Annotated in this window: 33 protein-coding genes; 9 read left to right on the top strand and 24 right to left on the bottom strand. The window is 40.3% G+C overall.

Annotated features, from left to right (window positions below):
• Positions 1 to 27: 27 nt before the first annotated feature.
• Positions 28 to 1,047, bottom strand: a complete 1,020-nt coding sequence (holA, locus tag AMD01_RS14015) for a DNA polymerase III subunit delta (RefSeq protein ID WP_053402057.1) — start codon at positions 1,045 to 1,047, stop codon at positions 28 to 30.
• A gap of 423 nt (positions 1,048 to 1,470) precedes the next feature.
• Between holA and AMD01_RS23550 the strand changes: the two genes are divergently transcribed.
• Positions 1,471 to 1,602 carry a YqzM family protein gene (locus AMD01_RS23550; RefSeq protein ID WP_083446554.1) on the top strand — a complete coding sequence of 44 codons (132 nt, stop codon included), beginning with the start codon at positions 1,471 to 1,473 and terminating at the stop codon, positions 1,600 to 1,602.
• A 45-nt stretch (positions 1,603 to 1,647) separates the two neighbouring features.
• Here the strand turns inward: AMD01_RS23550 and AMD01_RS14005 are convergent, their stop codons facing one another.
• The 3 genes from AMD01_RS14005 to AMD01_RS13995 all read right to left on the bottom strand — a co-directional run bounded on the left by AMD01_RS14005 (position 1,648) and on the right by AMD01_RS13995 (position 5,328).
• Positions 1,648 to 3,945 carry a DNA internalization-related competence protein ComEC/Rec2 gene (locus AMD01_RS14005; protein ID WP_053402055.1) on the bottom strand — a complete coding sequence of 766 codons (2,298 nt, stop codon included), beginning with the start codon at positions 3,943 to 3,945 and terminating at the stop codon, positions 1,648 to 1,650.
• 62 nt (positions 3,946 to 4,007) lie between these two features.
• The gene (locus AMD01_RS14000) at positions 4,008 to 4,568 is read right to left on the bottom strand and encodes a ComE operon protein 2 (protein ID WP_053402054.1); all 561 of its coding nucleotides are present in this window, start codon (positions 4,566 to 4,568) and stop codon (positions 4,008 to 4,010) included.
• Between the two features lie 172 nt (positions 4,569 to 4,740).
• Positions 4,741 to 5,328: a helix-hairpin-helix domain-containing protein gene (locus tag AMD01_RS13995; RefSeq protein ID WP_245638950.1), complete on the bottom strand. Its 588-nt coding sequence runs from the start codon at positions 5,326 to 5,328 to the stop codon at positions 4,741 to 4,743.
• A gap of 151 nt (positions 5,329 to 5,479) precedes the next feature.
• Between AMD01_RS13995 and comER the strand changes: the two genes are divergently transcribed.
• Complete coding sequence (comER, locus tag AMD01_RS13990; RefSeq protein ID WP_053402053.1) at positions 5,480 to 6,304, top strand: late competence protein ComER; 825 nt, start codon at positions 5,480 to 5,482, stop codon at positions 6,302 to 6,304.
• Positions 6,305 to 6,389: 85 nt separating this feature from the next.
• On the opposite strand, the gene AMD01_RS13985 is transcribed toward comER, so the two are convergent.
• The 8 genes from AMD01_RS13985 to AMD01_RS13950 are packed head-to-tail and all read right to left on the bottom strand — an operon-like array spanning position 6,390 to position 11,450.
• Positions 6,390 to 7,142, bottom strand: coding sequence for a class I SAM-dependent DNA methyltransferase (locus AMD01_RS13985; protein ID WP_053402052.1), 753 nt, complete (start codon positions 7,140 to 7,142; stop codon positions 6,390 to 6,392).
• A complete protein-coding gene (gene rsfS / locus AMD01_RS13980) occupies positions 7,142 to 7,492 on the bottom strand; it encodes a ribosome silencing factor (RefSeq protein ID WP_053402051.1) in 351 nt (116 codons plus the stop codon). The genes AMD01_RS13985 and rsfS overlap by 1 nt, the downstream gene beginning before the upstream one ends.
• Complete coding sequence (yqeK, locus tag AMD01_RS13975) at positions 7,493 to 8,056, bottom strand: bis(5'-nucleosyl)-tetraphosphatase (symmetrical) YqeK (RefSeq protein WP_053402050.1); 564 nt, start codon at positions 8,054 to 8,056, stop codon at positions 7,493 to 7,495.
• The gene (locus AMD01_RS13970) at positions 8,046 to 8,615 is read right to left on the bottom strand and encodes a nicotinate-nucleotide adenylyltransferase (protein ID WP_053402049.1); all 570 of its coding nucleotides are present in this window, start codon (positions 8,613 to 8,615) and stop codon (positions 8,046 to 8,048) included. Before AMD01_RS13970 ends, yqeK begins: the two co-directional genes overlap by 11 nt.
• 21 nt (positions 8,616 to 8,636) lie before the next feature.
• Complete coding sequence (gene yhbY, locus AMD01_RS13965; RefSeq protein ID WP_053402048.1) at positions 8,637 to 8,930, bottom strand: ribosome assembly RNA-binding protein YhbY; 294 nt, start codon at positions 8,928 to 8,930, stop codon at positions 8,637 to 8,639.
• Between the two features lie 10 nt (positions 8,931 to 8,940).
• Positions 8,941 to 9,789, bottom strand: coding sequence for a shikimate dehydrogenase (gene aroE, locus AMD01_RS13960; protein ID WP_053402047.1), 849 nt, complete (start codon positions 9,787 to 9,789; stop codon positions 8,941 to 8,943).
• Positions 9,790 to 9,823: 34 nt separating this feature from the next.
• Positions 9,824 to 10,930: a ribosome biogenesis GTPase YqeH gene (gene yqeH, locus AMD01_RS13955; RefSeq protein WP_053402046.1), complete on the bottom strand. Its 1,107-nt coding sequence runs from the start codon at positions 10,928 to 10,930 to the stop codon at positions 9,824 to 9,826.
• A 4-nt stretch (positions 10,931 to 10,934) separates the two neighbouring features.
• Positions 10,935 to 11,450, bottom strand: coding sequence for a YqeG family HAD IIIA-type phosphatase (locus AMD01_RS13950; protein ID WP_053402045.1), 516 nt, complete (start codon positions 11,448 to 11,450; stop codon positions 10,935 to 10,937).
• A 419-nt stretch (positions 11,451 to 11,869) separates the two neighbouring features.
• Here AMD01_RS13950 and sda point away from each other — a divergent pair, with 419 nt between their 5' ends.
• Complete coding sequence (gene sda / locus AMD01_RS13945; protein WP_053402044.1) at positions 11,870 to 12,004, top strand: sporulation histidine kinase inhibitor Sda; 135 nt, start codon at positions 11,870 to 11,872, stop codon at positions 12,002 to 12,004.
• A 115-nt stretch (positions 12,005 to 12,119) separates the two neighbouring features.
• On the opposite strand, the gene AMD01_RS13940 is transcribed toward sda, so the two are convergent.
• Positions 12,120 to 12,896, bottom strand: coding sequence for a phosphatidylserine decarboxylase (locus AMD01_RS13940; protein ID WP_053402043.1), 777 nt, complete (start codon positions 12,894 to 12,896; stop codon positions 12,120 to 12,122).
• Between the two features lie 122 nt (positions 12,897 to 13,018).
• On the opposite strand from AMD01_RS13940, the gene pssA reads away from it, so the two are divergent.
• Together pssA and bcaP are read left to right on the top strand one after the other, a co-directional pair.
• Positions 13,019 to 13,558: a CDP-diacylglycerol--serine O-phosphatidyltransferase gene (gene pssA / locus AMD01_RS13935; RefSeq protein WP_053402042.1), complete on the top strand. Its 540-nt coding sequence runs from the start codon at positions 13,019 to 13,021 to the stop codon at positions 13,556 to 13,558.
• A 294-nt stretch (positions 13,559 to 13,852) separates the two neighbouring features.
• Entirely contained in the window at positions 13,853 to 15,274 is a 1,422-nt protein-coding gene (gene bcaP, locus AMD01_RS13930) for a branched-chain amino acid transporter BcaP (protein WP_053402041.1), read from the top strand.
• A 35-nt stretch (positions 15,275 to 15,309) separates the two neighbouring features.
• Here the strand turns inward: bcaP and AMD01_RS24195 are convergent, their stop codons facing one another.
• Both AMD01_RS24195 and AMD01_RS24190 read right to left on the bottom strand, forming a co-directional pair.
• Positions 15,310 to 15,468 (bottom strand): sporulation protein YjcZ, encoded by a 159-nt coding sequence (locus tag AMD01_RS24195; protein WP_157052743.1) that lies wholly within the window; start codon positions 15,466 to 15,468, stop codon positions 15,310 to 15,312.
• Positions 15,469 to 15,556: 88 nt separating this feature from the next.
• Positions 15,557 to 15,718, bottom strand: coding sequence for a hypothetical protein (locus AMD01_RS24190; protein WP_157052742.1), 162 nt, complete (start codon positions 15,716 to 15,718; stop codon positions 15,557 to 15,559).
• 194 nt (positions 15,719 to 15,912) lie between these two features.
• On the opposite strand from AMD01_RS24190, the gene motA reads away from it, so the two are divergent.
• The 3 genes from motA to sigK all read left to right on the top strand — a co-directional run bounded on the left by motA (position 15,913) and on the right by sigK (position 18,370).
• A complete protein-coding gene (gene motA / locus AMD01_RS13925) occupies positions 15,913 to 16,704 on the top strand; it encodes a flagellar motor stator protein MotA (protein ID WP_053402040.1) in 792 nt (263 codons plus the stop codon).
• The gene (motB, locus tag AMD01_RS13920) at positions 16,697 to 17,515 is read left to right on the top strand and encodes a flagellar motor protein MotB (RefSeq protein ID WP_053402039.1); all 819 of its coding nucleotides are present in this window, start codon (positions 16,697 to 16,699) and stop codon (positions 17,513 to 17,515) included. Before motA ends, motB begins: the two co-directional genes overlap by 8 nt.
• A gap of 138 nt (positions 17,516 to 17,653) precedes the next feature.
• Positions 17,654 to 18,370 carry an RNA polymerase sporulation sigma factor SigK gene (gene sigK / locus AMD01_RS13915; protein WP_053402038.1) on the top strand — a complete coding sequence of 239 codons (717 nt, stop codon included), beginning with the start codon at positions 17,654 to 17,656 and terminating at the stop codon, positions 18,368 to 18,370.
• 190 nt (positions 18,371 to 18,560) lie between these two features.
• Here sigK and AMD01_RS23545 read toward each other — a convergent pair whose 3' ends face one another.
• From AMD01_RS23545 to AMD01_RS13890, 6 genes are all read right to left on the bottom strand, one after another.
• A complete protein-coding gene (locus tag AMD01_RS23545; RefSeq protein ID WP_157052741.1) occupies positions 18,561 to 18,701 on the bottom strand; it encodes a YrzI family small protein in 141 nt (46 codons plus the stop codon).
• A gap of 311 nt (positions 18,702 to 19,012) precedes the next feature.
• On the bottom strand, positions 19,013 to 19,252 hold the full coding sequence (locus tag AMD01_RS13910) for a YrhC family protein (protein ID WP_053402037.1): 240 nt from the start codon (positions 19,250 to 19,252) through the stop codon (positions 19,013 to 19,015).
• 134 nt (positions 19,253 to 19,386) lie between these two features.
• A complete protein-coding gene (locus AMD01_RS13905; protein WP_053402036.1) occupies positions 19,387 to 20,520 on the bottom strand; it encodes a bifunctional cystathionine gamma-lyase/homocysteine desulfhydrase in 1,134 nt (377 codons plus the stop codon).
• A 2-nt stretch (positions 20,521 to 20,522) separates the two neighbouring features.
• Positions 20,523 to 21,446 carry a PLP-dependent cysteine synthase family protein gene (locus AMD01_RS13900; RefSeq protein WP_053402035.1) on the bottom strand — a complete coding sequence of 308 codons (924 nt, stop codon included), beginning with the start codon at positions 21,444 to 21,446 and terminating at the stop codon, positions 20,523 to 20,525.
• A gap of 108 nt (positions 21,447 to 21,554) precedes the next feature.
• On the bottom strand, positions 21,555 to 22,253 hold the full coding sequence (mtnN, locus tag AMD01_RS13895; protein WP_053402034.1) for a 5'-methylthioadenosine/S-adenosylhomocysteine nucleosidase: 699 nt from the start codon (positions 22,251 to 22,253) through the stop codon (positions 21,555 to 21,557).
• Positions 22,254 to 22,269: 16 nt separating this feature from the next.
• A complete protein-coding gene (locus AMD01_RS13890; protein ID WP_053402033.1) occupies positions 22,270 to 22,911 on the bottom strand; it encodes a class I SAM-dependent methyltransferase in 642 nt (213 codons plus the stop codon).
• A gap of 164 nt (positions 22,912 to 23,075) precedes the next feature.
• On the opposite strand from AMD01_RS13890, the gene AMD01_RS13885 reads away from it, so the two are divergent.
• Positions 23,076 to 23,285 (top strand): DUF2536 family protein, encoded by a 210-nt coding sequence (locus AMD01_RS13885; protein ID WP_053402032.1) that lies wholly within the window; start codon positions 23,076 to 23,078, stop codon positions 23,283 to 23,285.
• Positions 23,286 to 23,314: 29 nt separating this feature from the next.
• Here the strand turns inward: AMD01_RS13885 and AMD01_RS13880 are convergent, their stop codons facing one another.
• From AMD01_RS13880 to AMD01_RS24510, 3 genes are all read right to left on the bottom strand, one after another.
• Positions 23,315 to 24,007 (bottom strand): YrrS family protein, encoded by a 693-nt coding sequence (locus AMD01_RS13880; protein ID WP_053402031.1) that lies wholly within the window; start codon positions 24,005 to 24,007, stop codon positions 23,315 to 23,317.
• Positions 24,008 to 24,125: 118 nt separating this feature from the next.
• Positions 24,126 to 25,874, bottom strand: a complete 1,749-nt coding sequence (locus AMD01_RS13875) for a peptidoglycan D,D-transpeptidase FtsI family protein (protein ID WP_053402030.1) — start codon at positions 25,872 to 25,874, stop codon at positions 24,126 to 24,128.
• A 67-nt stretch (positions 25,875 to 25,941) separates the two neighbouring features.
• Positions 25,942 to 26,088: a hypothetical protein gene (locus AMD01_RS24510; RefSeq protein WP_169775968.1), complete on the bottom strand. Its 147-nt coding sequence runs from the start codon at positions 26,086 to 26,088 to the stop codon at positions 25,942 to 25,944.
• Positions 26,089 to 26,304 lie beyond the last annotated feature (216 nt).

Here is a 26,304-nt window from a genome sequence, read left to right as displayed (position 1 = left end):
AAAAAACGATCCCTTTGGATCGTTTTTTTATTGTGCGGATCGCTGTAAGAAAAAGAGCTGCAAAATGAGCGATTTGTTCATTTTTCCTGTTTTCATTTCATAATCGGCGTTTGCCAAATCCTTCATAATTCCTTTCAGTTCATTTTCCTCAAAGCCTCGACTTTGCTGCATCGCGAGCTTCACACGAAACGGATGAACCTTTAGCGTTTGAGCAATTTGCTGTTGTCCGTATCCTTGTGCAGAAAGTTGTTTTGTGTGATACAACAATCGAAACTGTGACACCAACAGCGCTAGGATTTTAATCGGCTCCTCGTTATTTCGAACCAATTCGTCATACATCACAAGCGCATCGGAAACTTGACGCTTTACAACAGCTTCCACTAGTGCAAATACGTTTTGCTCAAGCGTTTTGGGCACTAATTTTTCAACATGCTCTCTCTTAATCATGCCGCCTTCACCAATGTATATCGTCAGCTTGTCGAGCTCGTTGATGACAAGAGACAGCTTTAATCCCGTCAACTGAAGAAGCAGATCAACTGCAAAGTCTTCAATATCTATGGAATTCTCCCCAAGACGATCAATGATAAAAGAACGCAGCTCCCTTTCACCCATTTCATTCGCTTCTATACACGACGCATTTTTTTTTAGTAGTTTTGTCACCTTTTTCCGTTCATCTAACTTTTCATAGGTCGCCATGATGATGACAACTGAAAACGGTGCAGGCTCTTCAATATAAGCCTGTAGCTTGTCTAAATTATGTTCAATTTTCTCTTTTGTTTTTTCAGCTGTTAAAAAGACAGGACGATTTAAAATGACTACCCTTCTGTCTCCGAAAAAAGGCAGTGTTTCCGCATCTTCTATTGCCACTTCAATGGGCGTATCCTCTAGATCGTAATTAGACAAGTTAAATTCTAGCTCATCCTCATTCAGTGCTTGATCAATAATCTTTTTCTTCTGCTCATTTAAAATGAACGTGTTCGTTCCATGTAATAAATAGATGGGGGCTAACGCGCCCTCTTTTTTTGTACTTTTTGCCGTCACTATCAAACGCTCCTGACTCTTATAATAGATGAACAGCTTAAACCGTTCGGGGTATTATGCCGTGATCACCTGGATCATTGCGTAATACACATACTACTAGAGTAGCGGTCTTCAGTTGATTTGACAAGAATAGCATTGCTCTTTTATGTACATCGCCCAATACGTTGATTGTTTTTTCAGCGCATTGGGCGATCTTCTTACCTTTCTCACTCAGGCCCTCGCATAGCGCGGGCTTCATCTATAATAAACACCAACAAGAAAGACCCTAGGAAATCCTTCCGTTAGTGATAGCTACCTGATGTTATTATCGTTTCCGAAAGTCATCGAACTATTTGTGACAACTCTTGTCAGGAAAGGAAAGATCAATATCTCATATGGATTTTTTTAGTAATATCCCGTATAATGAGACATACAATGGGAGGGGTAGAAATGAACGAATTTGAGCAAAATGTCCAAAGTAAACGTAACGATGCTGTGGATTCTGGGGTAGGCTTTGTCGTATCATTTGGCTTTTTTACTACTTTGTTTATCATTGCAACTGTGGTCAAATTGTTAAGCTAGCACACCACAAAGGCTGCGTTTTTGCAGTCTTTTTTTTATTATAGGTTATGGAGAATGCCATCGAAAGGTTCCACTTTTACGCGAAAAGCTGTAGATAACCTGCCCATTTTTATCACTGCGCAACATGTTCACTCCATGCTCCTGTAAAAGCGCCACTACCTCTCCATGAGGATGCCCATATCGATTATCTTTTCCGACTGATAGTAAGGCAAGCTTTGGACCTATGCGTTCCAAAAACTCTCTTGACGTCGAAGAGCGACTTCCGTGATGACCAACCTTCAGTATATCCACCTGCAAATTAGGGTAGCGCCGAATCAATTTATGTTCTTCTTCCACACCTAAATCACCTGTAAATAACCACTTATAAGGACCCAGTTCTCCGTATAATACGATCGATGCCTCATTTTGGTTCGGTTCATCTCCTATAGGGGATAAAACAAAAAAGCGTGCAGCGCCCTCTTTCCATCCGTCCCCCGACTTTGCAACAGATACAGTCGTTTTCTTTTGATTTGCCAATGACACGACCCTTCTTTCAAGCTGACTCCATTCTTTTTTTTCACCAAGCAACAGTTCAGACGTAGGAAAAGCAGTAAGTATTTTCATGCTTTCCCCTCCGTGGTCCGTATCTCCATGCGTAAGAATAAGCTTATCAATTCGACGAATTCCTCTTGACTTTAAATACGGAATAACGATTCGATCTCCTATCGAAAACTCCGAGCGCTTTTGCTGCCATTCCTCTAGAGGAAAAGCAAGCTGACCTCCCGTATCAATTAAATACGTGGCTTTTCGAAACGGCAATTCGATTAAAATGCTATCTCCTTGTCCAACATCAATCATTGATACTCTTCCATATGGATGAAAATAGTGGGTAAAATAATGGGCGGTATACGAAAAAAAGAGCACGGTAATGGCCACCTTCCATCGCCCGTTTCTCCATGATTCCCATTCATATAGAAACCAAATGGTCACTCCATAAAACAAGGCGACAAACCAAATAGACGGTTTTCCGAATAATAACGACAGCACCTTCAGACGTGCCACTACAGCCACTAACTCATTGCTATACAGCAAAATCATTTGTAAAACCCAACCTAAACCAAAGGCAATGGTAGGAAATAACACGAGGCATGGCAAAATAAGCAAACAAAGCGGCAAAATAATAAAGGAAAAAAGCGGAACAAAAATTAAATTCAATAAAAAGCTGCTTAAGGAAAATTCAAAAAAATAATAGATGATGAGTGGAAGTGAAGCAAGTTGGGCGATAAACGTGACCTGAAGAAGCAAAAGAAGCGGATGATGAATGAGCTTTAGCAGATGCCCTGCACTTAAAATTAAGAACAGTGTGACCACATAGGAGAGCTGAAATCCAATATGAAAGACCGCATAAGGGTCTATGATAATCATGATAATGAACGAAAAGCTAATTGCATCTAGAGGCGATAAAAGATGATTGAATTTCAACGAGCCCATGACTAAAAAAGCCGTTATGCAAGCTCTTACAACAGAAGGAGAAGCTCCTGCGATAAACATATAAAATGGCAAAGCAATTAAGATGCAGGTGATCGCTCTTTCTCTCGTCACGCCAAAGCATATGAGGAGGTAAAAAAACATCGCAACGAGCAGCGACACATGCTGACCTGAAATTGCAATAAGGTGAATAATGCCGCCTTTTTGATAATCGTTCAATACCTGCTCATCAATATCCTTTCGTTCACCGTAAATCATGGCCTGCATAAAAGAGGACGCTGGCTCCGACATATTTTCTTTGATCTGCTTAATACCTTGATCTCGCACAGAGAAAAGTGTATGAACCATTGATTTTGTTTCTCGCTCACACTGTGGCGATTCATTCGCTTGTAGCACCCAATGGATGGATTGACGATATAAATACTGTTTGTAGTTAAAGAGCGACTCATTACGATTATTCTCAGGAGAAACTAAGTCCCCCTTTAAGCGACATTTCATCCCGATCGTTACAGAGGCAAGGTGGTCTTTTTGCTGCTTCGTTTGAATTTTATAACGCACCATTAATTTTTCACGTTCCGTGTTTACTTGAAACCGAAGAATGTCTCCATTCAAATCTGGAGTGGTCGCAATGATCCCTATAAAATGGCGGTTTGAAGATGTATAAGAGGATTGATTTCGATTATCGTGGATTACGTAATAGAAGGCCGCGAGAGTCATCATAGTAACACAGATCGCGACTAACCGTGGCGAGAGATGAAAACATAGAAAAATGATATATCCTATAAGCAACAGCGGTGCAAGAAAACCTGTATAAAACGCACAGGTCAGCAGAACCAAGCAGATACCAAGTGCACTGTAAATCCATTTGCCAATCATGTTATTCCCCTAACTTTTAAAAAATGATGGGCGTCCATTCGCTACAACACCCATCACTTTCATTAGTTAAATAGATTCATTGCTTCTTTTTTTAACTCTTCCATGCGCGGATCAAGCGCGTCTTTTTTCGCTACTTCTGAAAAGATTTTTTCAATTAAAACAGCTTTTTCCTGACTGTGGAAATCGATGATATTTTCTTTCAGCTCTACTTGTGCAACGTTTACGCCTGCCTGTTCAAAAAGCTCAATCGCGTACGGATGATTTTTGTAGTTTTTTGCATAATAAACCGTTTGAATTCCTGACTGGATGATTGCTTTGCAGCAATGAATACACGGAAAATGCGTGACGTAAATCTCCGCCCCGTCTGTTTTCGCACCAAACTTTGCGCATTGCAACAATGCGTTCATTTCTGCATGAATCGTTCGAACGCAGTGCCCGTCCACAACATAGCATCCTTCGTCAATACAGTGAACGCCTCCACTAATTGAACCGTTATATCCCCCTGCAATAATGCGTTTATCTCGAACAATCGTCGCTCCCACGGCTAGACGTTCACACGTGCTTCGTAAAGCTAACAAATGACTTTGTGCCATAAAATACTGATCCCAAGCAATTCGTTTCACATTTATTCCCTACTTTCATTTCGTTAAATAGATCCATACTCTCCCTAAAAAAAGCTTGGGAAAATAGCAGACGTTTTTGCTTGTTCGAGTTCAACAAAACAAGCCTCTTCCGTCTATTTTCTTTCTAGTGTATCGGGAATCTTCTCTGGTCGTCAACAGTTGTATTTTCCTCCTATTGAACACGAATAGACTCTTTTAGCTTATCAAACGACTTTTGACCAATTCCTGACACGTTCATTAAATCTTCTATCTTTTGGAATGGACCGTTTTCTTCTCGATATGCAATAATAGCGGAGGCTTTCGCAGGACCGACTCCATCTAGTTGCTGAAGCTCCTCAGGTGTAGCTGTATTGAGATTAATAAGGGGATTTTCTGTATTAGAGGAAGTTCCAGGAGAGGTATGTGAAGAAATCACCACCGATTCACTCTCACCTATTTTTGGGACGTAGACAATCATCTCATCTTGAAGCTTTAAAGCGAGGTTTACGGCATTTTTATCTCCTTGATTGGTGATACCACCCGACAGACGAATTGCATCACGTATTCGACTGCCTGCGGCTAGCTCATATACACCTGGAGTCTTTACTGCTCCCTTTACATCTACCAGCACAGTCGTTTGCTGTGTAGTAGCCTGCACCTTTTGCTTATCTTTTACCTTCAGATCTTCTCGTTCTTCTTCTAATCCTAGTGAAAATTCTTGGTTTGAGGTCTCCCTTCCCTGAAAGACATACACACCGAAAAGAAGCAAAATTGCGCACACCAATATGGTGCTAACAACAACCTGTTTTTTCGAAAAATGCAACTTTTACACATCCCTTCTAGTTTCTGTTTGCAGGCATGGCTCTGCATAAATTGTTTTTATCGTACATATGGTGTAGGAGAGTAATTTTTATTAAGGAGGGGATGAACCAGTGAATATAGGGTTTATCGGCACAGGAAATATGGGGCGAATACTAATTGAGGCGCTCATTGAATCCAAAGCAGCACATCCCTCAATGATCACCATGACGAACAGGACGATTCAAAAAGCCTATCATATAAAAAAGCTGTATCCTGAACTGCGTGTTGTTCCTCATGCTCAAGATGTGGTCAATGAAGCTGATGTAATCTTTATTTGTGTAAAACCGTTAGACATTCACCCGCTAATAACACAACTTCAATCAAGCTTAATGCCCCGACACGGCATTATTTCGATTACAAGCCCACTGTCGGTAGAGCAGCTAGAAGAAATCGCCACTCCTGAAGTGGCGAGAGCAATACCTAGCATTACAAATCGTGCGCTTTCAGGCGTTTCTCTCCTTACATTCGGAGATAAAAGCACGTTAGCATTTCAGCACAAGGTTCAGGACCTACTTTCACACATCTCAAAGCCTATTGCGATTGATCAGTCCGTTACACGTGTAGCTTCAGATATTGTGAGCTGTGGACCCGCATTTTTTAGTTTCTTGCTGCAACGATTTATTCAAGCAGCGGTAAAGGAAACAGACATTTCAGAAGAACAGGCGACCATTTTGACAAGTGAGATGGTGGTAGGAATGGGAAAATTACTGGAGAAGAACATTTTTACACTACCGACCTTACAAGAGAAAGTATGTGTAAAAGGTGGGGTAACCGGTGAAGGGATTAAAGCACTTGAAGCTGGCGTAGGAGAGATGTTTGAGCATGTCTTTCAAAACACCCATGAAAAATATTATGAGGATATTGAGAAAATTAAAGAACAGTTCACGTATAAATAATTCGTGACAGACTGAAAAATTCCTTTCTCCTTTTTACCATTTGGCAATAAAAAAAGAGCAGTCCGGATATCCGGACTGCTTTTCTCTATTTTTGAACGCAAAACAGAATGCGTTCAGCTTTATCAGTCGGTGAGTCGCTTGTAAAATCAGCAGTCGTCTCAACCTTTGAAAAGCCAGCTTCTGTAAGCCATTGCTTGTACGTGTCAACAGAGTACGTGCGCTGCTTATGCAACTCATCAAATCGGTCGTACGCGTCTTTACGCTCATCATACACAAAAAAGGTGAGATCATGTTCAACAGAGTTTGGATGCTCTCCTTGGAAACAGCTCCATATATATGACAGTTCTTCTTCATTGTACGTAAACGTATTTTCACCGAAAACATGATTCACTTTATACAAGGAATGAACATCAAATAACAGCAAGCCTCCTGGCTCTAAATGATCATATACGCTTTTAAACGTCCCTTTTACCTGGTCTTCTGTCTCGAGGTAGTTGAGGGAATCGCAAAATATAACGGCGCAGTCGAATGAAGAAGGCAGCTCTAATTGAGACATATCTTGCTGAAACAGAGAAAGCTGTACTCCTTCACCTTGGGCCTTATCTTGTGCGACCGTCAGCATATCATCTGACAAATCAACTCCTGTCACGTCATAGCCTGCTTTGGCTAAACGAACCGAAACCTCTCCTGTTCCGCAGCCAATATCTAAAATAGACGGTGCGGACAAGCCGTTTTCTTGAAGCTTGCGAGCTGCATATTCAACCCATCGGTCATAAGGAACGTCTTTCATTAATTCATCGTACACATAAGCAAATTCCCCATAACTAAATGACGTCATTACAGTACTTCACTCAAGTCCACGTGCGGAGCATCTCCCCATAGACGTTCTAATTTATAATAATCACGTTCGTCCTTGTGGAAGATATGAGCAACAACATCACCAAGGTCAACTAATACCCATCTAGCTTCTTCAAGACCTTCAATGCGTTTTACATTTAGCTCGTTTTCATGAGCCTTTTCTTTAATTTCACGTGCAATAGCCTGAACTTGTTTATCAGAATTACCATGACAAATCACAAAGTAGTCTGCCACTAGAGATACCCCTTGCATGTTTAGGGCGATTACATCTTCTGCTCGTTTATCGTCTGCTGCTTTTGCAACAAGAGTTAGAATTTCACGTTCTTGCATTTACTTTCCTCCTAAAATTAAGCTGTTATATGTGTAGATCGTATCCGGATACACCATTTGACTTTTCTTTAGTAAAAAGGAAATGGTATTTCGTAACGATTGAACCAACGCTTGATCTAAATCCACCTTCGCAGTTTCTCGGACTTCATCAACTCCAGGAAAGTGGCGACCTGGCTCGATATAATCAGCTAAGTAAATTACCTTTTCAAGTAGCGTCATATCTGTCCGTCCAGACGTGTGGTAACGGATCGCAGACAAAATATCTGGATCTGTGATACCGACTTCTTTTTCGACTAAATAAGCGCCGACCGGAGCATGCCAAAGCTCAGCATTGTGCACAAGAAGATCTTCTGGCATGTTCTCGGTTCGAATAATTTGCTCCATTTCATCTTTGGAACGAAATTTTGCATAGTCATGGAAAATCGCAGCCGTTTCTGCTTTTTTCTCATCTACTCCGTACAGCTTTGCAAGCTGAATAGCTGTTTCCATTACCCCAATTGTATGCTGGTAACGATGTTCAGTAATTTGCTCTTTTACAATTGCTAATGCTTTGTCACGATTCATATAAATGATTCTCCTCAATGTATCGTTTCACAGTATCTGGTACAAAATAGCGAATGGTTTCGTGCTTTGTTACCCGATCACGAATAAAAGAGGACGAAATTTCCAGCTGTGGAATTTCGACTCTCTGGATCGGATAGGGTGTCTCAATATCAAAACCAGGGCGCTGGACGCCAACAAAATTCACTACTTCTACTAGCTCATCAATGCGATGCCACTTTGGCAAATATTCGATCATATCTCCACCAATGATGAAGTAGAATTGATGATCGGGATACATTTCTTGAAGTAGCTGCATCGTTTCAATCGTATAAGATGTTCCCTTTTTTTCAAACTCAATCGGCTGAACCTCAAATTGTTCGTTGTCCTTTACCGCTCGTTCAATCATACTCAAGCGGTGCAGAGGATTCATTCCCTTTTTAATCTCTTTATGTGGAGGGATGTAAGAAGGCAAGAACCACACCTTGTCTAGCTCTAATGCATGAAGCACTTCGTTAGCAATCGCAAGGTGACCAAGGTGGGGAGGATTAAATGTTCCTCCGAGAATACCAATTCGCTTCAAACGTACCCGACTCCTTTAAGATTATTTTGGCAATACTAACTGTTTGTTTTCACGTGATTCTTTGTACAACACAATTGTATTTCCAATTACTTGCACAAGCTCCGCTTTTGCTCCAGAGCTGATTTGCTCTGATACTGTGTAGCGATCTTCTTCACAGTTTTGAAGTACGCTCACCTTAATTAGTTCACGAACTTCTAATGCTTCTGTAATTTGTTTAATCATATTGTCATTTACTCCGCCCTTCCCTACTTGGAAGATGGGATTTAAATGATGCGCTTTTGAGCGTAAAAAACGTTTTTGCTTACCTTTTAACATTGTAATTCTCCTATTTCTTATGATTTAAGTGTTTCAGGACGATTGCTTCCATCGCTTTTTTGTCCGGAGCACGACCTGTCCATTTTTCAAATGCTAGTGCGCCTTGCATAATAAACATTCCTACTCCATTATGCGGAACGGCACCTGCCTGATCCGCATTCTTCAACCATTTCGTTTCAAGTGGATTGTAAATAATATCACTTACAATCGCTCCTTCTTGAACGCGTTGAAGATCAAGCGGCTCTTCATCTATATTCGGGTGCATGCCAACAGAGGTGGTGTTAATCACAATATCCACCTCTTGCAACAACTCTTTCGCATGTAGAAGAGAAACTGCTTCAGCTTCCACCTCAATGGGACATGCTCCAATTAATGCATCTGCTCTTTGAACGGTGCGGTTCGCTAAATAAATGCCCTTCGGCTTTTCGGTTTGCGAAGCCAACGTGTAAAAAATAGCTTTTGCAGCCCCTCCTGCTCCAATAATGAGAACATGTTTAGCAGAAAGTTCTCTCTCATTAACCACCTGAAGCAGGGATTTTACATAGCCCTCTCCATCCGTATTGTATCCAACGTAGCGCCCTTCAACATTGCAGACGGTGTTAACCGCTCCAATTGCCTGCGCTAGCGGATCGATTTCATCCAAATGCTCCATGATGTCTACTTTATAAGGAATCGTTACGTTAAACCCTTTAATTCCTAAAGCTTTTAACCCTTGAATGGCCGTACTGAATTGAGCCGGATCAATATCAAATGCTTGGTAATGTGCGTCAATACCAAGGCGCTTAAAAGCATCATTATGCATAGCAGGGGACAATGAATGGCCAACGGGATGACCAATTAAACCAAATAATTGCGTCATGTTGCTTTCTCCCCCTTTTTATTTAGCGTATCGATTAAATTAAAGACTCGCGTACAAACACGCCGACTCCCTGTGGAACGTGCGCAACTACTTTCGCACCAGGCTCGTTTACCGTTACCCAACCCAGGCCAGAGAAGACAATGTCTGTTTTTCCTTCTTTAATATTAAACTCATGAGCGACAAGAGGTGGGAACTCATCCAACTGCTCTTGACGAGGTGGCTGTAAAAGCTCTCCCAAATGATTTGCATATAAGTCATCTGCTTTTTCAAGCTTTGTACGATGAATATTAATATCATTGGATACATAGCATGTAAGCGCACGCTTGCCGCCACTCACATAATCCAAACGAGCTAGTCCTCCAAAAAAGAGCGTTTGCGCTTCATTTAATTGATAAATTTTTGGCTTAATCTCTTTTTTAGGCGAAATAATTTTCAAATCACGCTTGTCTACATAGTGAGCCATTTGGTGATGATTGATAATTCCTGGCGTATCATAAAGCGTCGCCGTTTCATCCAAGGAAATCCCAATTAAATCTAACGTTGTTCCAGGGTATTGTGAAGTTGTAATAATATCCTGCTCACCGCTAAACTCTTTAATCAGACGATTGATGAACGTTGATTTTCCTACGTTTGTACAACCAACAACGTATACGTCCTGCCCATTTCGATACTCTTCAATCGCAGCAGCAAGCTCCTGAATACCTTGTCCTTTATCCGCACTGATTAAAAAGACATCCGCTGCACGAAGTCCAAGATCCTTCGCTGATTTTTTCATCCAGTTTACAAGCTTATTCTTTTTAGCCGATTTCGGCAATAAGTCAACTTTGTTTCCTACTAATAAAACGTCGTTGTTCCCGACAAAACGGTGTAGTCCTGGTAACCAGCTTCCGTTAAAGTCGAAGATGTCGACGATTTTTACCACTAGTCCGCGCGACTGCCCAATACCGTTTAAGATTTTTAGAAAATCATCGTCCGTTAAAGACACGTCTTGAATTTCATTATAGTGTTTTAAACGAAAACAACGTTGGCAAATGACAAACTCTTTTTCTAACGCTGATGCAGGAGTATAGCCAATTTCAGACGGATTTTCTGTCTGCAATTCCACTCCACATCCCATACAGTGCAATACTTCTTCAGTCAATGTTTTAGTCCTCCCAATTAATCATGCCTTTTCTTTTCATAAAGGCCAATATTCTTCGTTCCATACGACGGTTAAATTTCGTAATAAATCCGTCCGTCTGAGCAACAGGTACCACTAAAATGGTATACACGCCGAGACGATTTCCGCCGAGTACATCTGTCAGAAGCTGATCCCCTACTACGACGACCTCTTCTTTTTTCAGGTTCATGGCTTTTAATGCGCGTCTAAAAGAACGACGCAACGGTTTTCGCGCTTTAAAAACAAACGGAAGCTCTAATGGGTCAGAAAAGAATTTAACACGCTTTTCAGCATTGTTTGAAACGATGGTCACTTGAATACCATGTTCCTTCATTTCTTTAAACCATTGAATAAGCTCTGGCGTAGCATCGGGTCGATCCCACTCCACTAATGTATTATCAAGATCGGTGATGATCCCTTTAATTCCTCGTTGTTTTAACTCTTGTGGTGTAATATGAAATACGTTTTTCACATGCTCGTTAGGTAAAAATAATTTTAACACTTTTAAACACCTCTATGATATGTCGAACTTTGGATAAATGAAGCACAACTTTTAATTATAACGCTTGATCTATATTTTCCAACCATAAATAATGAATTATCCTAACCTATCCTTGGGTTCCGTCATTTAATAAATAATACATTCCCCTACGAAATAAATAAAGCCCTACAAAAATTTTTCGACAAATCTTGAACTCATCCAGCCTGTGGATAAATCTATCAACAATATACCGTCGATGTTTTCAACTTTTATGGTAATTATAAACAAGATACCCACATTTTATCCACTTATTCCTGTGGATAACAGAACGATTGTTCGAAAAGAAATTTCGTGGTAGATTGATTGTAGCGCATTCAATTAGTATATGCGCCCATCATGTCAGTCAGAACCTCTACTACTTAATAGGAGGTGGAAGCCTGATGCATAAGTTATCAGACAAGCTTCTCGTGGAATCATATTGCCGAGCTACAGAATTGAAGCTGAATCCTGAATTCATTCATCTAATTGAAAAGGAAATTAAGCGCCGTTCTCTTCAAGTAGAAATTATAGGTTAACATATAATCGACTTCTTCATATGAAAACGCTAGGTTTTACTGCAAAGAAGGGTGTCATCGCTCGACATAATATTAGTCGTCCGATGACACCCTATTACGCTTATTCCTATACAATCTAGATCGTTCCAATTCGTTCGCCTACTCGCACAGGTTGCTGTGGCTGTAAATGATCTGATAAATGAAGTTTTCCTTTTTCTAAAAATAACACGACCGTCGAACCGAAGGAGAAATACCCAACCTCTTCACCTTTTTTCACATGCTCATTCTTAACCGTTGTTTCAATGCTATTAATAAACATCGCTCCTACTTTGACTAGCAGTAAATCGCCGGTTGAACCTTTCATTTGCAGGAGCTTTCGATAGTTTTTCGTAATGGGATCTTTCCCATATTTTAATCCCCACGAGTTCACAGGATACGACTTTCCTCCGAGCGTCCATTGTTTGTCAATCGTTGCTTGAATCGGGCTATGAATACGATGATAATCCTTTGGACTTAAGTATAAAATAATGTACTCTCCGCCCACATATTTCTGTAGAATTTCATCGTCACCAATCATCTCTTCAATGGAGTACTGCTTATTTTTAACCGTAATTTCTTTTTCCGGCGTCACTGTTCCCATACTCTCAATCACAGCATCTACAGGGCTTACAATAGACGTCAAATCTGCGTCAATAGGTCTTGCTGTATCCTTTAATTCACGAATGAAGAATTCTTGCAGCGTTTTATATGTGTTTAACTCATTTTTCATTTCATTTTGATTAATTTTGTATACACGCGCATATGATGATATGAAATGCGAGCTAATAGATGATAGTGAAAATCGCTTAATCATAGATGATGAAAGGGGATGATTCGTTAATTCAATCATGAAGCGATAAAGATTTTTACGCAATAAAAATTACCTCCGCCATCGTAATACCTCTTTACTAACCTTACAATTAAGACTACAATAGGGTTACGTTTGTTGTTTTCCGTTTGGCATTATATACCATCCTAGTAAAGGGAGTGAGAAACATGTTTTTGTCTGATTATGTTGATCACACAATCAAAAAATTGAAAGCTCAGTCTGCTAACACCTTAACTATATTAAATCTCAGTTTAGGCGGATTCGCAATCCTTTGTATATTAAAAGATCAATTTAATTTAAGCTTACTTTTAATCTTCTTAGCAGCATTCGCTGATAGATTCGACGGAATGGTCGCTAGAAAATTAAATATCGAATCTGAATTTGGAAAACAACTTGATTCGATGTGTGATATCATTTCGTTTGGAGTCGCACCTGCTCTCTTAATTTATCAAACAGTATTAGGAGATTTCGGAGCTCCTGGTGCAATTTTCACCATTATTTATATTGCTTGTGGTGCATCTCGTTTAGCGCGATTTAACATCACTGAAAGCAATGGATATTTCACCGGCCTACCTATTACAGCCGCTGGTTGTTTACTTACACTAAGCTATTTAACCGTCTCATTTATTCCCGTCCATTTCTTCATGTTTATTGTCATTATTCTTTCATTCTTAATGGTTAGCACATTTAGACTTAAAAAAGTGTAAGTTTAAAACTCGTTTCTTACTCAAAGAAGCGAGTTTTTTTATCGTTTACCATGAAGACAAAATAGAAAGAACCTGCCTCTTTCTTTATGATTCACACCTACTCCACCTATCCAATAATCCCCACTAACTAATTTTTCAAAAAATTGTTGCTTTTTGACGAAAAAGCAATTAAAGTATGTCTATATTCTCCCTAAATATCGTGAAACGGTCTAAATCCCTTTTATTTTTTTAGCCGTCAGTGATTTTTTTGGTTTATTTTATCAGAAAATTCAAACAAAACTTCGGAGGTTTACTATGAGTTTATTCAGGAAAAAATCCATCGCATCTTTGATAAAAGAAACGACAGGAAAAGATGTTGCACTAAAAAAGGATCTAGGCGCTTTTGATCTAACCATGTTAGGCATTGGCGCAATTATCGGAACAGGTATTTTCGTTTTAACTGGCGTAGCCGCCGCAGAGCATGCAGGACCTGCACTCATCATTTCTTTTATTTTATCTGGACTTGCCTGTGTATTTGCAGCCCTATGTTATGCCGAATTTGCTTCTAAAGTACCTGTATCAGGAAGTGCCTATACTTACAGCTATGCGACGTTTGGTGAAATAATCGCATGGATTCTCGGCTGGGACTTAATTTTAGAATATGGGCTCGCCTCATCCGCCGTTGCAAGTGGATGGTCTGGTTATTTCCAAGGACTGCTTGGTGGATTTGGTATTCATTTGCCAACAGCCATCACAAGTGCTTACGATCCGTCAAAAGGAACGTTCATTGATATACCTGCTATCGCCATTGTATTTATTATTACATTACTTTTATCACAAGGAACGAAAAAATCAGCCAAATTTAATGCGGTGATGGTTCTTATCAAGCTTGCGGTCGTAATTTTATTCATCGCTGTTGGCGTATGGTATGTAAAACCAGAAAACTGGACACCGTTTATGCCGTTTGGCTTTAGTGGAGTGGCAACAGGTGCTGCTACTGTATTCTTTGCTTATATTGGCTTCGATGCTGTTGCGACAGCTGCTGAAGAAGTACGTAACCCGCAGCGCAACATGCCAATTGGAATTATTGCTTCCCTACTTGTTTGTACAGCACTATATATTATCGTTTCAGCTATTTTAACTGGGATTGTTCCTTACACTGAATTAAATGTTAAAAACCCTGTAGCGTTTGCGCTAAATTACATTAATCAGGACTGGGTTGCTGGTCTGATCTCTGTAGGAGCAATCACAGGAATTACAACGGTTCTACTTGTAATGCTTTATGGACAAACTCGTTTGTTCTATGCGATTAGCCGTGACGGTTTGCTTCCAAAAGTCTTCTCAAAAGTAAGCAAAAAGAAGCAAACGCCTGTAGCGAATACATGGATTACATGCTTGCTTGTTTCTTTCTTTACAGGTTTTGTGCCATTAAGCAAACTTGCAGAATTAACAAATATCGGAACTCTTTTCGCTTTCATGACGGTATCAGTTGGGATTTTGTATTTGCGTCGCTCGAAAGATCAAGGTGAAACAAAATCAGGATTCTCCGTTCCATTTGTACCGTACGTACCCATTTTAGCTTTCGTATTTTGTGCATATCTTGCTCTTCAGCTTCCACGTCTAACATGGATCAGCTTTGGCGTATGGTTAGTTCTTGGTTTAATCGTATACTTCCTATACGGTAGAAGACATAGTAACTTGAACACTCAAACAAACCTTAACAAAAAGATTGGATAACGACAAAAGGGCTCATGCGCATGCATGAGCTCTTTTTAATTCCACCAGTTGCAGTAGCAATTAAAATAATAGAAGCTTCCAAAAATCAAAAGCAGGACAAATAAAATAATTAGTAACGCAAAGGCAAAGCCGCCTCCGTATCCATACCCACACCCATAGCCGTATCCAAATGATCCTGGATATCCATAGTACATGCGATTCCCACCCCTTTTTTGCTTATTTAGTACAGCGTATGATGAGAGGGAAATTTGGTTTGGGACATTTGTGGATATTCGCTTCTATTTAACGGTTTTCACGCAGCGGACGAATCCACAGTAGAACAATGGAAATGACGGTAATGAGAAGTACCGCGACCCATTTCCATTCCATGCCGTCTTTTAAAATATTGTTAATGACTCCTCCTACAATGACGAGCCCTACTAAAAGCAAAAAAATTTTTCTCATTGTGTTTCATTCTCCACCTTTTTCTTTCCATTGTAATCAAGAAGCACAAACAAATCCAAAAAAAATGCATAAATAATAAAAATCCCCTTTTAAATATATAAAAACCCATTAACAAGTAATAGGAAGTAACCGATAGAAAAACTAGAGGAGCAAGAGCAATAAGTCTCCAACTTTAGAGATACACAGGTGATAGAATGGATAAAACATCGATATTTGGTTTGATAATTGGCATCATCGCTGTATTTGTCGGAATGATTTTAAAAGGAGTAAATCCAGTTGTTCTTTTAAATCCAGCTGCTTTACTGATCATCTTTTTAGGTACCATTGGGGCCGTGGTCATTGCCTTTCCAACAAGAGACATTAAAAACGTTCCTAAGCTGTTTAAAGTAATTTTTAAAGAAACGAAGGTCCCGAAAAACGAAGAGATTATTCCGCTGTTTGTTGAACTAGCAACGTTAGCAAGACGTGAAGGTTTACTTGCTCTTGAAGGTAAAATTGACGAGCTTGAAGATCCTTTCCTAAAAAACGGGTTGACGCTCGCTGTAGACGGACAATCTCAAGAATTTATTCGTGACGTGATGATGGAAGAAATTTCAGCTATGGAAGATCGTCATCAAACAGGTGCGTCTATTTTTGTACAAGCAGGAACATATGCCCCCACTCTTGGGGTACTAGGAGCCGTTATCGGTCTTATTGCGGCACTTTCGAACATGGGAGATACCGAAGCTTTAGGACATGCGATTTCCGCCGCATTCGTTGCGACATTGTTTGGGATCTTTTCTGGTTACGTACTTTGGCATCCTTTTGCCAATAAATTAAAGCGTAAATCAAGACATGAAGTAAACGTTCGCTCTATGATGATTGAGGGGGTTTTATCAATTGTAGAAGGTCAGGCTCCGGCTATTATTGAACGAAAATTAACGTCATTCCTTTCTATTAATGAGCGAGAAAATTATTTCGCAAAAGGTGAGAAAGCGAATGAGTAAAAAAAGGCGTAAAAAAAAGCAGGATGATCATATTGATGAAAGCTGGCTCATTCCTTACGCAGATTTATTGACTCTATTACTGGCTCTCTTTATCGTTTTGTTTGCGATGAGTAGCATTGATTCCACCAAATTTAAAGCACTAGCTAATTCATTTTATAACGAATTCCAGGGTGGTACAGGACTGCTTGACTACACGTCCCCTGTTGAACCACCTACACAAGATACGGTAGGCGATGTAAAGGCTGAGAACAACAAAAATCAGCCAAGTGCCACTCCAACACCTACCAAGTCACCTACGAAGAAGAACAACGAAAGTGCTGCAGATGCAGAAAAGAAAAGACAAATTGCTGAACTAAAGAAAAATGTGGACGGGTACATTCAATCGAAAAATTTAACGGGAAAGTTAAAAACAACGATTACCCAAGACGGATTGCTGATTACCATTTTCAACGATATTTTATTTGATTCAGGAAGCGCAACGGTTCGCTCTCCTTACCGCAAAGTCACGACTGATCTAGCAGGACTACTTGTTAACAGCAATCCCAAAACCATTACGATTACGGGACATACAGATAACGTACCGATTCGTAATAGTCGCTTCCAATCTAACTGGGATTTGAGCGTCATGCGTTCCGTGAACTTTATGAAAATTTTGCTCGACAACCCAGGACTTAGCCCAAAATTATTTAGTGTAAAAGGTTACGGTGAATACAAACCGGTAGCACCCAATACAAGCGCGGAAGGTCGAAAGAAGAACAGACGTGTCGAAGTTTTGGTTGAACCTAAAGTCATTGTTCCAAGCAATCGCTAATCGAAAAAACCTTGTAACTTCTCTGTTAAGTTACAAGGTTTTTTAATGTTCTCAAACCTTTTTGGATGGTACAGACACTATTTGTTTCCCCTCTGCATACATTTAAACTACAGGTTAGGCGACATAGGAGGTGACGAAATGTCTGCTTTTTTGTCAGCTATAGGATACTTGTTTAAAGAAGTGATTTTTCTTGTATCTTATGTAAAAAACAACGCTTTCCCTCAGCCACTGTCCGCAAGCGACGAACGGAAATACTTAGAATTAATGGCCCAAGGTGATGCCCAAGCCCGAAATTTATTAATTGAACATAACTTACGTTTAGTGGCACACATTGTGAAGAAATTTGAAAACACCGGTGAGGATGCGGAAGATCTTATTTCAATCGGTACAATCGGTCTCATTAAGGCGATTGAGAGCTACTCACAGGGAAAAGGCACAAAGCTTGCAACCTACGCCGCTCGTTGTATCGAAAATGAAATTCTGATGCATTTGAGAGCGCTTAAAAAGACGAAAAAAGATGTGTCCCTTCATGATCCAATTGGTCAGGACAAAGAAGGAAATGAAATCAGCCTAATCGATGTATTAAAATCAGAATCTGATGATGTTGTCGATACGATTCAGCTTACGATGGAGCTTGAAAAAATTAAAGAATACATCGATATACTGGATGATCGCGAAAAAGAAGTCATTGTTGGGCGCTTTGGACTGGATTTGCAGGAAGAAAAAACGCAGCGTGAAATTGCGAAAGAGCTTGGAATCTCTAGGAGCTACGTATCTCGCATTGAAAAGCGCGCGCTCATGAAAATGTTCCACGAGTTTTACCGCGCTGAAAAAGAGAAGAAGCAAAAAGGCTGAAGGGGAATCCCCTCCAGCCTTTTGTTATTTACTTTTTCGTCTAAATGGCCATATGACTACTCTCAGTAAAATCATATGCGTCCCCTCCTCCTGCAGTTAGGTGGAATCTTTCTCCACCAACAGCCAAATCAATAAAAATGGATTTTTCATGCTCATTTCCTTCTACTCCTTCCTCTACCTTGTCGTTTTTTTAGAACCAGCGTGGATATTGTGCGCGTCGATTCATCATTTCTTCTTCAACTGCTTCTGCATGTCTAGCACGCTCAAGCTCTTCGTGATTTAGCGCTCTTTTGTTAATCGTAATGGTTAAAAAGAATATGTGTAGGGTCAATGTTCTCACCTCCTTTGCAAATAAAAAGCCACAGGTTCATAGCACCTGTGGCAAAAAGACATAATAAAGCCACAGGCAAACTATTCAAACCTGTGGCGGCTAATATTCAATATACACGTGATATGAATAGGTTAGCGGATCGCTCTCCGGGTCGGTCGAATAGCATATGAAGATGTATTTAATTCGTTCTTTAAATAGATTACGTTGACTAATAACATCTTCTTCGACCTCCTTTTTTCATTATCACTACATTGGTAATTATATCCACGAACTGTCGTTTTGTAAACCACTTTTTGTAAAAAAGGGCTTCTTTATTTTTCGTCAAATAGCGACTTCTTTAACTTTTTTGTTCTCCATGCAAAATAAAAAGCGGCACCAAGGAACAGAACCAACACGCCCATCATCGTATCAATCTTAACGGGTGACTTGTCGCCCATTCCGATTAATACACCGATATATAAAAATGTACTTACTGCCAGCAGAATATAAATGAAGCGCGTATAATCTTCAATTTTTGCTTTCACATTTTTTACGTATTGCTCTGTATTCATCTAATCACGCCTTTCGATCTGTGTATAATCTTCTTTAAAAATGATCCTCTACTAGCGTAACATAAACTATAAGACTTCTTTTCTTGTAATTTATGTAAAAAAAGAGAAGGCCCCTTAGCCTTCTCTTCTCCACATTATGATAAAGCATTCTCAAGGTCTTCAATAAGATCTTGAATATCCTCTAATCCAACAGAAATTCTCACAAGGCCATCCGTAATTCCTAATTCCTGACGGCGGTCTGCTGGGATGGATGCATGGGTCATTTTAGCTGGAACAGAAATCAGACTTTCAACAGCGCCAAGGCTCTCTGCAAGAGTAAAGTATTTCACTTTACGTAGAAGCTCATCTGCTTTTTCACTGCTTCCCACATCAAAGGAGATCATTCCACCAAACCCTCGTGCATTTTTCTTTGCAATGTCGTGGTTTGGATGACTTTCAAGTCCAGGGTAATGAACTTTCGTTACCTGTGGGTGCTGGATAAGGAAATTGACAAGCTTCGCTGCATTTTCCTCATGCTCTTCCATACGAATTCCAAGCGTTTTAATACCACGAATTAATAACCATGAGTCCTGAGGCCCGAGAATGCCTCCTGTTGAGTTTTGAATGAAGTGAACATCTTCTGCTTGCTGTTCTGAATTCACGACAACAAGACCCGCTACAACGTCACTATGGCCACCTAAATATTTTGTTGCGCTGTGTAATACAATGTCTGCACCGAAGTCAATCGGGTTTTGCCAATATGGCGTGCTGAACGTATTGTCTACAATTGTGAGCAAGTTGTGCTTTTTCGCTACTGCAGACGCTTCTTCTAAATCAGTAATTTTAAGCAATGGATTCGTTGGTGTTTCAATGTAAAGCGCTTTTGTATTTGGCTGAATCGCCGCTTCAATTGCTGCCACGTCACTTGTATCAACAAACGTCGCGTCAATGCCAATACGATTCAATACTTTTGTAATGACGCGGTACGTGCCGCCGTATACATCATCTGTTAGTACAACGTGGTCACCGTGATTAAAGAGCATCATTACAGCTGTTACGGCCGCCATCCCTGAACCAAAGGCGAAACCTGCTTTTCCACCTTCAAGATCCTTAATGAGTTCTTCTAACGCATGACGCGTTGGATTTCCAGTACGTGAATATTCGTATCCTTTATGAACACCAACAGATTCCTGTTTGTATGTGCTCACTTGATAAATCGGTACCGATACTGCTCCTGTTTGCGGATCTTCTGAAATACCACCGTGAATAAGCTTTGTTTTTTGTCTCATCCTTAAATCCCACCTTCGTAGATTTTTTTGCTCAAATATCGATCACTGCCATCAGGGAAAATTGTAACAACATTTGTTCCTGATGGAGAATTCTGCGCTTCTACTAATGCTGCATAGAAGGCTGACCCTGACGAACTTCCGACTAGGAGTCCTTCACGTTTTGCAAGCTCCTTTACTTGTGTAAAGGCATCCACATCTGAAACGGTATAAATGCTGCTAAAATAAGCTTCATCCATATAATCAGGAAGAAATTCCATACCGATCCCCTCTGTTTTATGAGGACCAGGATCTCCCCCGTTTAAGATCGATCCCTCTGGTTCCACAATGACCGTTTTTATCTTCGGCAATTGTTCCTTCAGGTATTTTGCGGTTCCCATAAAAGTCCCACCAGTACCAGCCCCTGCCACAAATACATCGACTTGGCCATCTAGCTGCTCATAAATCTCTGGTCCAAGCGTTTTGTAGTAAGTGAGGGGATTTTCTGGGTTCGCAAACTGTTGGGGACAATAGGAGTTGGGGATTTCCTTTAGAAGCTGTTGTGCCTTTTGAATGGCTCCACGCATTCCCTCTGCCGTTGGTGTTTGCACGACTTTTGCCCCTAATGCCTTCATCAAATCCTGTTTTTCAACGCTGAATTTTTCCGGTACACATACAATCACATTCACATCATAATGAACCGCTGCGAGCGCTAATCCAATGCCCGTATTACCTGCGGTTGGTTCAATGATTGTACCGCCCTTTTGAATTTTCCCCGTTGCAAGTGCCTGTTCAATAAGCTCTTGTCCTAAACGGTCTTTTACGCTGCCACCTGGATTTAAGTACTCAAGCTTGGCAAATAAGCGAACACCTTCTGGTAAAGAGAATTTCGTAATTTCAAGGATGGGTGTGTGACCCACTAATTCATGAATGCCTTTTGCTACTTTCACCAATTCCACCTCATTAACTCATCATCGCTTTTACGCAGTGAAATATTTTGTCTACACATGGAAATGAGGGAATTTAGACGTCGTGTCAAAATACCCTCATCCAGATCATTACTTCGTTAGTTGATTAACAATGCCTAATACGAGGCTTGCTGAATTCAATGCTGCTTTGTCTAAGAACTGATCAAATGAAACGTTTGATTCTTTTCCAGCAATATCAGATAGTGCACGGATAATCACAAACGGTGTTTCGAATTGATGACAAACTTGAGCAATCGCCGCTGCTTCCATCTCAGCTGCATATAAATTCGGGAACTTCTCACGTACAAATTCAACGCGAACAGGATCGTTCATAAATGAATCGCCTGTTGCAATAAGCCCCTTCACAATTTGCATGTCCGTAATTTCTTTGGCAGCTTCCTCAGCAACACGTACAAGCTTCTCCTCTGGTAAGAATGCAGCTGGCATACCAGGAACTTGCCCGTACTCATAATTGAAGATCGTTACGTCGACATCGTGATGTCTTACTTCTGTCGAAATCACTGCATCCCCAACATTTAGTTCTGGATGGAAACCTCCTGCTGAACCTGTGTTGACAACATAATCAGGCTTGAACTTCTCCAGCAGGACAGCTGTTGAGAGCGCTGCGTTTACTTTTCCAATTCCTGATTTTAATAAAACGATGTCCACGCCATCGATTGTACCTGTTGAATACTCAGATCCACCAATAACGGTTTGTTCTAAGTTCTCTAGTTTGTCACGTAGAATTGTTACTTCTTCTTCCATTGCTCCGATAATTGCTACTTTCATCGTTTGAAAAACTCCTTTATTTTTTAGTGGCGTTCATCACCCACACAAAATGATTAAAACGTGTAAACTCAACGTCAAAATCGTACTTCTCTAAAATGGAGCGAAGCACTCCAATTGTTGTGTAATACTCACGTTGTAAATCTTCTGCGAGGTTATGATAACCTTTTTCTTTGGATTGCTGAATGGTATCTGTATAAGCTTTCTTATCTTCAAACATCGTATCAGCAAACACTATTTTACCACCCACAGGAAGGAAGTTTCCATAGTTTCTAACAGCTTCATCTTTTTCAGCATCTGTTAGATGATGAAAAGCATACGTGCTCACAATGGTATGAACCGATGTACTCGGAAGATCAAAGTTTAAAAAATCTCCGTCGCTTATGCTCACACTGTCACCAAGCTTCTCTACTGCTAGATCACGCATCGGCTTTGAAGGCTCAACGCCAAACACCTCTAGACGATTTCCTAACAGTTTCGTTGTCAGATTTCCCGTTCCAACGCCAAACTCTAACACGTTGCCTACAGAAAGGTCTGCAACCTTTTGTAAAATGTCTTCGTATCGTGCAAACACTTCTTTATATTCTTCATCATGTCCTGTTACGGACGTGTCATATTTGTCTGCCCAATCTTCAAATATATCTAGAAATTCGCGACCCATGGCCTTTTCCTCCTAATACAAATAATTCATATGAGTATAGTATGAATTAAAACATCAAGTGATCTAAAATTAACACATTATGATGTTTTGTTCAAGTACTATCTCCCCGATTCGTGTAAAATTATAGGGTACATTTATCTTATGAAAAAAAGGAGTAGGCGTTCATGAATTTTCATTTAAATATGATTCAAGACAAGATTGAGTTTTTTGAGGCACACGATTTGGAGACGCTAGAAAAGAAAATCAGCGAAAAAATCGAGCAAAATACCGCGATCATGCTTGAGGTGAAACACGTATCGCACCAAATGAGCATTGATTACGATAAAGGTCTGAAATGGTATTCGGCCGTTGTCCATTTTAAATACAAGGCATAAAAAAAAGATGCACCAAGGTGCATCTTTTTTTACTTCATCTCTTCCATTTGAACAGGTTTCCAGCCTTCGCCGTCTACCCAGTCAATTTGAACACGATATTTTTTTTGCTGTGATTTGGATTCAATGGTCGCGACTGCTTTTTGCGGACTTCCATTGTTTCCAATACGCCAAATAATCATATCGCTCTCTGAAACACCTGTTGCTGAGCTAACAGCTTTCAGCATTTCGTTCCAGTCTGTAGAGCCCTTGTCATATGTTGCCACGTGTTCACCTTGTTGTTCTGTGCCCACCGGCTTCCAATTTGGATCTACAACCGTTTTATCAACGTCAGATGATGGATCGTTGTTTTCAGTAACCTGTACGTCACCTTTATCTTCATCCTGATTTTCATCATCAGCGCTTTGCTCGTCTTCTGTCGCTTGATCATCTACAGTTGAATCATCTGAGCTTTGATCATCAGCACTTTGATCATCTTTATTTTGATCGTCATCAGCTTTGCTTTTATCGCTCTTGTCTTCTGACTTATCGGAATCACTTTTGTGATCTTTTTTCACTTCAGAAGAAGCAGTTTTTGTATCCGCAGGCTTGTCCTTATGATTCATCATGAGGCTACCACCAACAAACACAATCAAAACAGCGACAACGGCAATGAGTACGTTATAAATGCGATTGGTCTTTTCTTTCCGTTTTTCATGTCGTTGTGAAAATCGTTTGTTTTCCATAAACTAAGATTCCCCCAGTTTTTATAATGAACTATTTTACCACTACGAGCTGAATTCTTGAAGTAATATCTGAATTTTGATGAACAATTGTAATATTATTGGTACATTTTACAGGTTACTACTTCGGATACAGCGTATTTACTATATCATAAAATACAGCGTTTGTAGGGGTCGTACTACTTTCTGTATTTAAGTCTACCACAACAAGCGCATATTTTGGATGATTGGCGGGAAAATATCCTGCGAACCATTTGTTAATAATATTCGTATTTTTCCCTTCAACCGCGCGGATATCCGCCGTTCCAGATTTTCCTGCTACTTGAACAGCTAGCGACTGAAATCGTCTTCCCGTTCCCTTTGGATGATCCACCACTTCTTTTAGCAATTGCCGCAGACGAATGGCGGTGTACGGTGCAATATGATCTCCTTGAAGCTTTTGGGGCTGAAAGGTGTACAACGTAGCGCCATTTTTATATTGAATACGATCCACGACACGAACCTGCTTCTTTTCTCCTCCCCTTGCGATTGTGGCCATCATGTTGGCCACGGCAAGCGGTGTCACCCGTACATCTCGCTGCCCGATCGCCGTTTGGGCAATTTCTTTTGAATAAGTAGACGCCTTGTCTTGATGCCAAATGATACCTTTCCCTTCATTGTCAAACTGCTTAAAATCATCAAAGTGAAACACATCTCCTTGCCACCCCACAGGATCGACTAATCCCAGCTTGTTGGCATATTCATCAATAATCGTTTTATTTTCTTTGACCATTTCCTTTGCGACCGTTCCAAACGTATAGTTACAGCTCTCTGCAAAGCTGTCTTGAAAATTAAGCATTCCCTTTCTTTTCGCTTGCTTTTCCAACTTGTTATAGATGTCTAAATCACAGTTAAATGTCCGTTTATACGTATCAATCCCAGAGTCAATCGCCGCGGCCGCAATAACCGTTTTAAAGACAGACCCTGGCACTTGAGGGACGAGCATACGATTTCCGACGCCACTGCTTCGCTGCTGATTAATGTGAGGTCTGCTCGTCATGGCGACTACTTCATTTGTATCAATATCAAGAAGAACCGCGCCTCCCTCTTTAAGGGCGTGCTCATCTAAAATGTTCTCCATTTTTTGCTGGATGGAAGAATCAATTGTTGTTTGCACACTAACGGGATAAAAGGGATTTCCCGCACCAGTATACTTTACTTCTATGCCAAACAACGGACCACCTCGGCGGTCAACGTGGTAAAGAAGCTTAGATTCCTGCTCTGGTATTAAAAACTCATCAAAGGACGACTGTAAGCCAGATACTCCTATTGGTGTATTAATGGACAGCTCGCCATCATTCACTTTCTTATTGTAGCGCTTTGTCATGACATTTTTATTTTCGCCTGTGATTCCAATCAGCTGTTCAGCCACTGGATTTTTTACTTTTTTTTGTACATTCAGCGCAAACACGCCAGGAATTTTAAGCGCATTAATTTCTTTTGCTTGTTCACTTGTGAGCGTTTCACCAATGACAGCAGGCTTATCTAACGTGTTAATTTGCTCATCTAAAGTAGCTGATGTATGCTGCATAATACTTGCCACTTTTTCTTTCGGCCACGTCATTTCTTTTACAAACGGAAATACAACCAGCCTTCTTTCCTTTTGAACAGTTAGTGGTACGCCATTTTTATCTGTAAACTGTCCGCGACCATCATTTAAGATCATTTCTTGCGTTCGCTGTTTGACGCTAGATTCGATCAGATTTATTTTTTCTTTTGAAAAAGATTCGGTATCAATGAGCTGAATTTGTGCCATTCGTCCTACGAGCACGCCAATCATAATCATCATTATAATAAGAACAAAATGAATGCGTTTGACCGTGTTTTTCATTCTCGTCACCTCTTCATCATTGTTGACGAGAATAGGGTGGTTTAAAACGAGAACACTGAAAAAGTCCTTAAAGGCTTGCGTTCATAACGGAGTCGGTTGATTTCCACTCCAGGTTGCTTCGCTTTCCGCGGGGCGTGCGGTGAGCCTCCTCGCTGCTCTGCGGGGTCTCACCTGTCACGCTAATCCCGCAGGAGTCTCGCACCTTCCGTTCCAAACAACCTAGAGCGACTGCATCAGATCATAATAGCCAAGTTCCCATTTTAAAAGGAACTTGGCTGTTTTTTGCTTTAACATGAAGAAAATCTATTTATTCAAAAGGATGGTTCCAATTATTCTGTTTCATTGACGTCAATGGAACATACGAAACAAGCACCTTTTCAAAGAGAAGCATACTTTAAGGAGAAATCCAAGGAACGGTCTAAAATTGACG

It is taken from the genome of Priestia koreensis, assembly GCF_001274935.1.
Classification (GTDB): Bacteria; Bacillota; Bacilli; order Bacillales; family Bacillaceae_H; genus Bacillus_AG; species Bacillus_AG koreensis.
Note: the sequence above shows the minus strand (reverse complement) of the source record. Positions and strands in the feature narration are given on the sequence as shown.